The organism is Romboutsia sp. Marseille-P6047 (assembly GCF_900604535.1).
In the GTDB taxonomy this organism is placed as follows: Bacteria; Bacillota; Clostridia; order Peptostreptococcales; family Peptostreptococcaceae; genus Romboutsia_E.
In genome coordinates, this window is sequence record NZ_UWOT01000020.1 from 23871 (window position 1) to 35113 (window position 11243).

Sequence of the window (11243 nt, forward strand, 5' to 3'; positions counted from 1 at the left end):
AACTTTATTAATGAATAATAATATACAACATTAAAATAAAAAAGATATTAGTAAATTACTAATATCTTTTTTATTTTAATAAAATTATCATGGTATATTTATATGTGTTGATTACTTAGTGTCTACTAACAATAGATAATAATATTAAATACAGAGAGTGTTTTTAGGAGGAGATAATTGATATGATAAGAAATATGGAAAATAAAGATATAGATAAAATAATGGATATATGGATAAAAAGCACTATAAAAGCACATGATTTTATATCTAAAGAATATTGGGAAGGTAATTATAATACTGTAAAAAATGAATATATACCTATATCAGAAACTTTTGTATATGAAGATCAAGGAGATATAAAGGGATTTATAAGTGTAATCGATAAGGCATTTATAGGATCACTATTTGTTGATATAGATGCTCAAGGCAATGGTATAGGTAAGAGCTAATAAATTATATAGTTAATAAATATAAAAAATTAAATTTATCAGTATATAAAGATAATAAAAAATCTGTAGAATTTTATATTAATAGAGGTTTTAAAATAATTAAAGAAGAAGTAAATGAAGATTCAGGATATAAAGAATATATGATGGAAAAATTATAATATATGAGTTTTAAGTTTGAATGACATATTTATAGGTCATTTTTTATTACGTAAATTTATAAAGTCTAGTGTATTCAATACACCTATATATAATTAAAAAACACTATATTTTTTTGTATTTTGCAGAATATATTTGAGACAAATTAAATATTAACTGAGGTATATTAAAATAGCATAAATTTATTTAAAATAGCAAATTATGTTTAATCCTAAAATTACTCATAATATAGTAAACCATAAAACTAGTTCTAAGGAGGAGATAAAAACATAAATGGAGAGTTTAAAAAAAGGCTAAGTAAAATACCAATAGCGATTGTACCTACATTTGTAGGATTATGTACATTGTCTAATATATATTTATTATTAGGATTTTCATGGGTAATACATATAAGTATAGCTGTATCAATAATAGTTTTGTTTCTTTACTTATTAAAAATAGCAACAAATATTAATATTGTAAGTAATGAATATTCTAATACAATACTAGCAAGTTTATACTCAGGTATAACAATGCTAATTATGATAATAGGAAGTTATATATTTGAGTTTAATATAGTATTGGGAAAATATATTTGGTTTATTGGAATTATACTACATGCACTACACATAATTGTATTTACTTATAGAAATGTTATAAAAAAATTTAATATACTTACCTTTATACCAAGCTGGTTTGTTACATATAACGGAATAATGGTATCCACAGTTGTTGGAATTAGTATGAATGAACCTATGATAAGCAAGATAATTGTGTATTATGGAATTACGATTTTATTTATAATAATGCCTTTTATGATATATAGGCTACTTAAATATGAAATAAAAGATGACGCATATCATATACAAGCTATAGTATTAGCACCATCAAGCTTATGTGTAGTAAGTTATATTAATATTATTAGAAATCCAAATAATACATTGTTATATTTATTATATATTGTAGTATTGCTATCCTTGGCTTTTGTTTTATATAAACTACCTAAATTTTTTGAATATAAGTTTTCTCCTGGATTTGCAGGATTAACATTCCCAATGCCTATAGGCATAGTAGCATCAGTAAAAATTTCAGGTTTTTTAGATAAACAAGGATATAAAATTTTATCAGTAATAATAAAAGAGATTTCAGGAATACAAATTTTTATTACAACTGGAATAATTACATTTGTTATATTTAATTTTATGACAATGTTGAGAAATAATTTTAAGGAAGATTAAATATTACTTAAAAAAAGTGGAGATGTAAATATATGAAAAAAATTCAATCAACTTGTAATATATGTTCTATAGGATGTAATCTTGATTTTTACGTTGAAGATAATAAAATTACTAAAGTTTCTCCAACTAAAAACTATCCTGTCAACAAAGGTCTTGCTTGTATAAAAGGTTTAAATTTAGATAAAGAGCAGATTAAAGGTGAAGTTACAAAAAAACCATTATTAAGAGATGAAAGTGGTAATAGAAATGAGATAGAATGGGATGAAGCATTTGAATTATTTGCAAAAAAAATGAGTGATATTCAATCAAAATATGGAACAGAAAGCGTTGCATTTATAAGTACAGGACAAATCACTACTGAAGAAATAGCCTTACTTGGACATGTAGCTAGAAACTTTATGAAAATACCTGGAGATGGAAATACAAGACAATGTATGGCAACTTCTGTAGTAGCTCACAAACAAAGTTTTGGATTTGATGCCCCACCTTATACATTAAAAGATGCAGAACTTTCAGATACTATAATTTTTATTGGTTCAAATCCAGCTATAGCGCACCCTGTTTTTTGGGCGCGCGTAAGAAAAAATAAGGATGCTAAGATTATAGTAATTGATCCTAGAAAGTCTGAAACAGCTAAGTATGCTGATGAATGGATTGATATTAAACCAAAAGGAGATTTAACATTATTATATACATTAGCTAATGTATTAATAGAAAATGATTGGATAGATAAGGAGTATATTAAACAGTATTCAGAAGGGTTTGAAGAGTTTAAAAATCATGTAAGTAAATTTACTCCAGAAAATTCTTTTGAAAAAATAGGTATATCAAAAGAGCGAATATTAAATCTTGCAAAAACTATACATGATGGAAAAAGAGTATCTTTTTGGTGGACAATGGGGGTAAATCAGAGCTATGAAGGCGTTCGAACGGCACAAGCGATAATAAACCTGGCTGTAATGACTGGAAATATAGGACGACCAGGAACAGGTGCTAATTCTTTAACCGGACAAAGTAATGCCATGGGATCAAGGGCGTTTAGTAATACTACTGGATTATTTGGTGGAGGAGATTTTGATGATATATTAAGAAGAAAAGCCGTATCAAAGGCATTAGAAGTAAATGAAAGTTTATTAGCTACAAAAGCGACTATACCATACAATGTAATAGTTGAAAAAGCTATAGCTGGTGAGATAAAAGGTTTATGGGTAATAGGAACAAATCCTAGACATTCATGGACTAATAACTCAGAGTTTAAAAAGGCTGCTGAAAATCTTGAATTTTTAGTTGTTCAAGATATATATGCAGATACACATACATCAAAGTTAAGTGACCTATTTTTGCCATCTGTACCAATTATTAAAAAAGAAGGGACTCTAATAAACCTAGAGAGAAGAGTATCCAAAGTCAATCCGGTTATACCGAAGGAAGAAGATGAATTAACTGATTATGAGATAATATTTAATATAGGTAAAGCATTAGGGATGGGCAAATTATTAGATAATTGGAAGACACCGAAAGATACCTTTGAATTACTTAAAAAATGTTCAAAGGGAATGCCATGTGATATAACTGGTATTACTTATGAGCTATTAGAAGGTGAAGATAGAACTGGTTCGGGAGGAATTCAATGGCCATTTAGAGAAAGTGAAGCACTTGAAGAAGATGAAAGAAGACTTTATGAAAATGGTGAATACTATACCCCATCAAAAAAGGTTAAGTTTTTATTTGGCGATATATCAAAAAATCCCGTAGCACAGTATGATGAATTTCCATATATACTTAACTCAGGAAGAGGAAGTGTAGGTCAATGGCATACAAGTATAAGAACTAGAGAAATACCTGATAAGTTAAAGACATGGCCTGAAAAAGCATATGTATATATGAATCCTAAGTTAGCATCAAAGTTAAAGATAAATGAAAATGAAAATGTAATTATTGAATCTATAAATAATTCAAGAGCTAAATTTGATGTAAAGATAAATGATATGGTAAAAGAAGATCAATTATATGCTCCTATACATTATATAGAAACAAATTCATTAACACCTAGTGTTTATGATCCTTTTTCAAAAGAGCCATCGTTTAAAACTGTAGCAATAAAAATATTAAAAAAATAATACTTAATTCTACTATAAAAATCTCTCTTTATATTTGGTACAAATAAGGAGAGATTTTTGCTTAATTATCAATTGAACAATTTTATATCCTCTATAATAAAATAAATTATATTAAGTTAAATATCAAAGTATTTTATAGAATAGGAGGAAATATCTTATGATAGAATTGATGATTATAAGTGGATTTGTTTTATTAATATCTATAACCTCTAGTAAATTACTATATAAATTTGGAGTTCCTATATTATTAGTTTTTATTATATTAGGTATGTTATTTGGATCGGATGGGATTGTAGGGATTTACTTTTCAGATTATAGATTAACTAAGGAGTTATCCTCAATAGCATTGGTACTGATAATGTTTTACGGTGGTTTTGGAACGAATTGGAACATGGCAAAACCATCAGCTATGCCTTCCATATTAATGTCAACTTTAGGTGTACTAATAACAGCAATTCTTACTGGTTTATTCACTCATTGGATACTAGGAACAACTTTATTAGAAGGTTTGCTTATAGGATCAATAGTTGCTTCTACTGATGCTGCTTCAGTGTTTGCAATACTTCGTTCTCAAAAGTTAAACCTAGAAGGTTCTTTAGCTTCTTTATTAGAAGTAGAAAGCGGTAGCAATGATCCTTTTGCATATATGCTTACATTAGCAATACTTACTTTAATGGAAAATGGAAGTTTATCTAATTTAACTATACTTTTAATAAAACAAATAATATTTGGTATAGTAGTAGGTATTTTATTAGCAAAAGTATCTATATATTTAATTAAAAAACTAAACTTTGAGATAAAAGGATTTTATGCTATTTTCATAACGGCCATAGCAATATTATCTTATGCATTAAGTGAATACATAGGAGGAAATGGATATTTAAGTGTATATATGTGTGGGATAATTATTGGAAATAGTAAAATACCATATAAGAAAAGTTTATTTAAATTTTTAGATTGTATTTCATGGATAATGCAAATTGCTTTATTTTTCATATTAGGACTTTTATCATTCCCTTCAAAATTAATTAATATAATTAGAATATCAATACCAATTTCAATTTTTATGATTTTTATAGCAAGGCCATTAGCTACATTTATAGTACTTCATAAATTTAAATATTCACTAAAGGAAAAGATATTTATTTCTTGGGTCGGATTAAGGGGAGCAGCATCGATAGTTTTTGCTATATATGCTATAACTTATGGTGTTTTTATAAAGAGTGATATATTTCATGTTGTCTTTTCTGTAGCACTATTATCTGTAGCTATTCAAGGCACACTATTACCTAAGATTGCAAAAAAACTAGATTTAGTAGATGAGAACACTAGGGTACTAAAAACGTTCAATGATTATTCTGGTGATATTGATAAAAAAATAATAGAAGTAGCTATAACTGAGAAAAATACATGTGTAAATAAATCTATATCAGATGCAGAGATAGGAGATGATATTTTGATAATTATGATAAAGAGAAAAGGAGATACTATACTACCTAAGGGTTCTACAATTATCCAAAATGGTGATATATTAATTCTCACAGGCGAAGATATAGTAAACTTTAATGAAAAAAGTTTATAAATATAATATTAATTATAGATTATATTGACTAAAGAATATTTATGGATATTTAATCATTTTAAATATAAAATATGGCAGGTTAGAATATAATTTTTAATTACTAATTTATTAGGAGGATATTATGCTATCTAAAAAAGAAAATATGTTAGAAGTTGATCATAGTAGAATATCTAATCATTATAAAAATAAAGATAGTATAAAATATAATCGTATATTAAATTACAATAAATTTAATATAAATATGACTGAGTTTGTGAATGATAATAAAATTAAAAGTTTGACTAATTACTTGTTAGTTACATCAATTAAAGAAAGAATGACTTATGTATATGAAAGAGAAGATGATGTATGGGAATTATTATATAAATGGAGTTGTACAGTAGGAAAACCATCAACACCTACAATAAAAGGCGTTTTTTCTATAGGGGTAAAATATGATGCTATAACATCAGAAGGAAGTAGAGTTTTTGTAAAATATGCAGTAAATATAATTGGTGAATACTATTACCATTCTATATTATATGATATAAACACTGGAGAAATATATGATGATAGGTTAGGTGTTGCTATAAGTCATGGATGTATAAGGTTAGATACGAATAATGCAAAATGGATTTATGACAATATACCTATAGATACAACTGTAGTTATTAACTGATAGAAGCTGAAACAAAGAGATTAAATATTATTTACACATAAATGATAGTTGACAAGATGAAAATAGCTTAAAATCCAATCTGATTGAATTTTAAGCTATTTTAGTTTAACTTATTATCTATTAAATAAATAAACACCTAAATCATTAGTATCTAAATCAATGCCTAAATAATAAACTACATGATCTTCTAATAAGTAATAAACAAATCTTGAATTATCTAATTTTATTTTATCATTACAAATAGTGTATAAATTTGTTCTGAAAATTTGGTTATTACCAAATTTTCTATAAAGTGTAAATCCTCTTTTGAATTTTTTATCAACAAGGGTATTTGTGTTCTTAAATGCTTTAATAAAAGGAACTTCATTTATTACTTGATCCTTTAAGTAAATACACTTTAAGTCAAAGCTTTCACTTTTTCCATTAGATAATTCCTCCCATAGTTCTACAAGGTTACTATTTTTTATTAAGCATAATCCTATTGTAGGAGGAACAATTAGTAAGTCAGAAATAGTTTCAGTAGTTTCTGAACTATTATTCCAATTTATAGTCAATTCGTCTTCATCTATAAAAGATACAACACCAATTTTTTTAGAATCTGATTTATAAGTTACGATATCTCCAGTTTCAAAGTTAGATTTAAACTCAGAACCTTCTTCTATTATTAAATTTCCATCTACTACAGAAAATTTAGATACTAAATCTTTCTGCAATAATTCTTCTTTTGTTATAAAATTCATATTAATCCTCCTAAAAGTAACATACTAGAAATATATCACGTTAATTCAAATTATGAAAGGAAAATCTTGATACTAATATAATAACCTATAGAAAAAGTTAAATTCAAAATACTTTAAATATAGAAAATAAATATCTAGTTTAATATATTTATAAGCAATTGGATATAATAATTTAAACCAATCAAGTTAAGTATAAAATAGAAAGAGAAGTATAGCTATGTTAGAAGACAACATAAAAGTAATTGACAGTATACGCTGTGATGGAGTTGAATTTGAAGTGATTGCTTATGATAGCTTAAAGGGTGCTCAAAGTGTTCAAACTGCAATGGCTTTATTCTTTGCTAATCAAGTAGGTTTAAAAATAAAACAGATAAGAATTAGATTAGATGAGAGTTCAGTAAAAACAGAATCAGGAGCTTTGTATTATTACAAAGGAGATATACATGTTAAAAGTAAGATTGGTGGAGTTAGTGGATTATTAAAAAAGGCGGTATCAGGATCTATCACAAATGAAAGTGCTATAAAGCCCGTATATACAGGAACTGGTGAAATACTCTTAGAGCCATCATATAAACACTATATAATAATGGAATTAAAAAATGAAAGTATTATAGTAGATAAAGGTATGTTTTATTGTTGTTCAGAAGAAATTGAGGTTAAAGGAATTGCACAAAGAAATATATCTTCAACTATATTAGGTCGTGAAGGATTTTTTCAAGTTCAAATATCAGGAACTGGTGTAGTTATTTTAGAATGTGATGTACCTAAAGAAGAAATTATAGAATGTGATATAAATGAAGATGAAGTATTAAAAGTAGATGGAAACTTTGCGATAGCTAGAACTAGTGGTGTGAATTTTTCAGTTACTAAATCAGATAAGAGTTTATTTGGTTCTGCGATAAATGGTGAAGGATTTCTAAATACATTTTCTGGTCAAGGGAAAGTGTGGATTGCTCCAACTCAACCTATATATCAAAAAATGATGATTCATAGTTTTGTAAGTAGTAATAATTCTATGAATAATTCAACACCACATCAAAAAAGGTAAATGTATAAAAAGAACTTTGTTAAGTTAACAAAGTCCTTTTTTTATACAATTAAGCAGCCACTCTTTCAGATTGATTATCTTTATTTAATTTATCCATAACTCTTATAGCGCTTAATATACCAGCATAAGCTAATATAACAGCAACTACTATTGACCACCAAGCAACACCGTATCCCATTTTATCAACAACTAAACCGAATATTGATGAACCTGCAGCGAATCCGATACCGAACACCAATTGAACCATACCTAGCACACCAGCATATTCTTTATTTCCAAATAATTTACCAACAAGTAAAGCTGGTCCCATTGTATATGCAAATATAGATAAACCTTTAGCTACTGCGAATACGTAAGCAAGAGGAGTTACATCTATTGCAAATATTAATGATAAGTTTGATATAAGAACTATTACTCCAGCTATTGCTACGGTTTTAAATGGTCCTAATTTATCAAATAGGTTACCACCAACTATAGTACCTGCAAGAGAACATATAGCGAATACAGATCCTATTATACCTGTGTTCACATCATGATTTAGATGTAAGTAAGCAGGATATTGTACCGATAATGCAGCAACATATATACCAACGAAGAAGAATCCTCCAGCAAGGAATTTAAATCCTTTAGTTTTCATAGCTTCTGCAACAGTGTATCCCAAGCTTAAGCTTTCTTCGTTATTTTCTTCTTTAGCATCTTTACTTCTTACAACTTCAGAAGAATCTTTTGGCATTCTTAACATGAATAATATTATTGGTAAAGCAACAACTAAACCAACAAGACCAAATATTAAGTAAGCTTGTTTAAATCCAACAGCCTTGATTAGGGCAACTGAAGAACCTTGTAAGAATATATTACCTATAGCACCACCAGCCATAGCTGTAGATAATGCTTTACCTTTACTTGCTTCATCGAACCAAGCGTTTATTAATAGAGGTATACCTAATGCTGATATTATAGCAGCACCAACTTGCATAACACCTGCTATTAAATAATATTGCCATGGAGCTGTTGCCATTGAGAAGGCAGCAAATCCACCACAACCTAATATAGCACCAGCTATATATAAAGGTTTAAGACTTATTTTTTTAAATAAACCACCAACTATTGGTGAACCTATAGCAGAAACTAATGTCCCTATTGTAAATATTAGAGAGAAGCTTGCCATAGTGAATCCTAACGTTTGGTCAGAAACAACATAGTACATAAATTGAGGTTGTAAGTTAGCTATTACACCATAAGGTATAGCTTGTATAAGCATACATGCTATAACAACTTTCCAACCAGCAGCAAATTTCTTTTTTGAATTGCTCATTGAAACTATCTCCTTTTTAAGTATAAAATTGTCAGGCGATAATCACAAGAAATAAATAAACCGACAAATAATAACAAAAATACTCTTGTGAACTCGCAGTAAAGAGTATAGTATCATCATGTTAATAAAAATGCAAACTAAAAATGTCGAAAAATGCCACCATAGAAAACGTTATCAACAGAAAAGTTGGCAAAAAATACATAAAAAAAACATTGAATGCATTGAAAAAACTTGACTCTATAAAAAGAAATAAAATATTGAAATTTAAAAAAATTTTAATTTAAAATAATTATAAAATAAAATATTGAACTAAAATATATTTATATTTTATATATACTTTTTCTTTTTGATATAATTCTTGTAAGTATATAAATAATTGTGTAGAGAGGAGAAAATAATGTTTTACCCGATTAATTTGAAAATAGATAAATTTAAAATAATAGTAATTGGTGGTGGGGAAATTGCTTATAGAAAGTGTAATAACTTTATTGAATTTGGAAATAAGATAAAAGTTATTTCACCAAAATTTTTAGAGAAGTTTTGTACACTAGAAAAAGAAGGTAAAGTTGAGTTAATAAGAGATGTATATAAAGAAGAATATATACAAGATAGTTCGATTGTTGTAGCAGCTACAAATAATAAAGACGTTAACTATGAGATAGGTAAGTACTGTAATGAACACAATAAACTTGTAAATGTAGTTGATAATATAGAATTATCTAATTATATTGTACCTTCTTATATAAAAAGAGGTGATTTACTATTGAGTGTATCTACAGGAGGAAAGAGTCCATCTCTATCTAAAAAGATAAAGTCAGAATTAGAAGAGCAATATGATGATAGTTACGAGGATTATATAAAATTACTTGGATTAGTAAGAAATAATATAATAAAAAAATATGATGATATATATATAAGAAGAAAGTTAATAAAAAATTTAGTTTATTTAAGTTTTGAAGAGTTAAAGGTAGAAAGTAAAAAATATATATAAAAAATAATTTATATTATAGACATACATAAAGAAATAAACTAATATATACATATAGTCAACAAGAAGTGACAAAAATACGATGAAATAGACAGTAGGAATCGACATTATTTTTAATTTGTGTAAACGAAAATGTTCACAATATAAAATTTCCTTTATAAACCCAATTAGCAATAAACCCCTTAGACATAGGCTGTATAAATGCAGTCTATTTTTTTTACGTTATATTAATAAAAGTAAGGTGTTTTGATTAAATAGTAAGACAATATAATTACAATTAATAAATTTTTGTATATAGTTTTTTGTGATTTAAAATCCATAAATATTAGAGTGAAATATTAGCTTAAAGACTATAAAAAAAATAATATTAAAAAACTTTAAAAAAAGTATTGACCAATATTACTTATGGTGGTAAAGTATTACTTGTCCAAGAGATACGGACGAAAAAAGTGAAAGAAAGTGTTGACAAGATTTAAATAACTTGTTAAGATTAATAAGTCGAAACAATGAACTTTGAAAATTAAACAGTAGGTTAATTTATATAACTAATTCTTATTTAAGAATTAAACACAAACAACCAAGCCAGATATTCAGATAATGATTAGCTGAGCAATGGACAACTTTTATTTGAGAGTTTGATCCTGGCTCAGGATGAACGCTGGCGGCGTGCCTAACACATGCAAGTCGAGCGAACTTCTTCGGAAGTGAGCGGCGGACGGGTGAGTAACGCGTGGGTAACCTGCCCTATACACACGGATAACGTACCGAAAGGTACGCTAATACGAGATAACATATTTTTATCGCATGGTAGAAATATCAAAGCTCCGGCGGTATAGGATGGACCCGCGTCTGATTAGCTAGTTGGTAAGGTAACGGCTTACCAAGGCGACGATCAGTAGCCGACCTGAGAGGGTGATCGGCCACATTGGAACTGAGACACTGTCGGAACTTCTACGGGAGGCAGCAGTGG

At 27.5% G+C, this 11243-nt stretch carries 9 protein-coding genes and 1 rRNA gene; 8 read left to right on the plus strand and 2 right to left on the minus strand.

The genetic code is table 11. The features are described 5' to 3' along the window. The first annotated feature begins 182 nt into the window (after nt 1-182). The 5 genes from EIH23_RS17045 (at nt 183) to EIH23_RS15040 (ending at nt 6182) form a co-directional block, all read left to right on the plus strand. The gene (locus tag EIH23_RS17045) at nt 183-449 is read left to right on the plus strand and encodes a GNAT family N-acetyltransferase (RefSeq protein ID WP_330566312.1); all 267 of its coding nucleotides are present in this window, start codon (nt 183-185) and stop codon (nt 447-449) included. A 470-nt stretch (nt 450-919) separates the two neighbouring features. Continuing rightward, a complete protein-coding gene (locus EIH23_RS15025; protein WP_279265947.1) occupies nt 920-1822 on the plus strand; it encodes a TDT family transporter in 903 nt (300 codons plus the stop codon). 32 nt (nt 1823-1854) lie between these two features. Further along, nucleotides 1855-3942: a molybdopterin oxidoreductase family protein gene (locus tag EIH23_RS15030; protein WP_122641236.1), complete on the plus strand. Its 2088-nt coding sequence runs from the start codon at nt 1855-1857 to the stop codon at nt 3940-3942. Between the two features lie 157 nt (nt 3943-4099). Beyond that, nucleotides 4100-5524, plus strand: coding sequence for a potassium/proton antiporter (locus EIH23_RS15035; RefSeq protein ID WP_122641237.1), 1425 nt, complete (start codon nt 4100-4102; stop codon nt 5522-5524). Nucleotides 5525-5645: 121 nt separating this feature from the next. Further along, the gene (locus EIH23_RS15040) at nt 5646-6182 is read left to right on the plus strand and encodes a L,D-transpeptidase (RefSeq protein ID WP_243113423.1); all 537 of its coding nucleotides are present in this window, start codon (nt 5646-5648) and stop codon (nt 6180-6182) included. A gap of 113 nt (nt 6183-6295) precedes the next feature. Here the strand turns inward: EIH23_RS15040 and EIH23_RS15045 are convergent, their stop codons facing one another. After that, complete coding sequence (locus tag EIH23_RS15045; RefSeq protein WP_122641238.1) at nt 6296-6922, minus strand: hypothetical protein; 627 nt, start codon at nt 6920-6922, stop codon at nt 6296-6298. Between the two features lie 217 nt (nt 6923-7139). On the opposite strand from EIH23_RS15045, the gene EIH23_RS15050 reads away from it, so the two are divergent. Then, nucleotides 7140-7970 (plus strand): AIM24 family protein, encoded by an 831-nt coding sequence (locus tag EIH23_RS15050; RefSeq protein WP_122641239.1) that lies wholly within the window; start codon nt 7140-7142, stop codon nt 7968-7970. Between the two features lie 49 nt (nt 7971-8019). On the opposite strand, the gene EIH23_RS15055 is transcribed toward EIH23_RS15050, so the two are convergent. Then, entirely contained in the window at nt 8020-9285 is a 1266-nt protein-coding gene (locus EIH23_RS15055; RefSeq protein WP_122641240.1) for a conjugated bile salt MFS transporter, read from the minus strand. A gap of 397 nt (nt 9286-9682) precedes the next feature. On the opposite strand from EIH23_RS15055, the gene EIH23_RS15060 reads away from it, so the two are divergent. Both EIH23_RS15060 and EIH23_RS15065 read left to right on the plus strand, forming a co-directional pair. Continuing rightward, on the plus strand, nt 9683-10276 hold the full coding sequence (locus EIH23_RS15060) for a precorrin-2 dehydrogenase/sirohydrochlorin ferrochelatase family protein (RefSeq protein ID WP_122641241.1): 594 nt from the start codon (nt 9683-9685) through the stop codon (nt 10274-10276). 620 nt (nt 10277-10896) lie between these two features. Beyond that, nucleotides 10897-11243: ribosomal RNA gene (locus EIH23_RS15065) — 16S ribosomal RNA — on the plus strand; the annotation flags it as partial.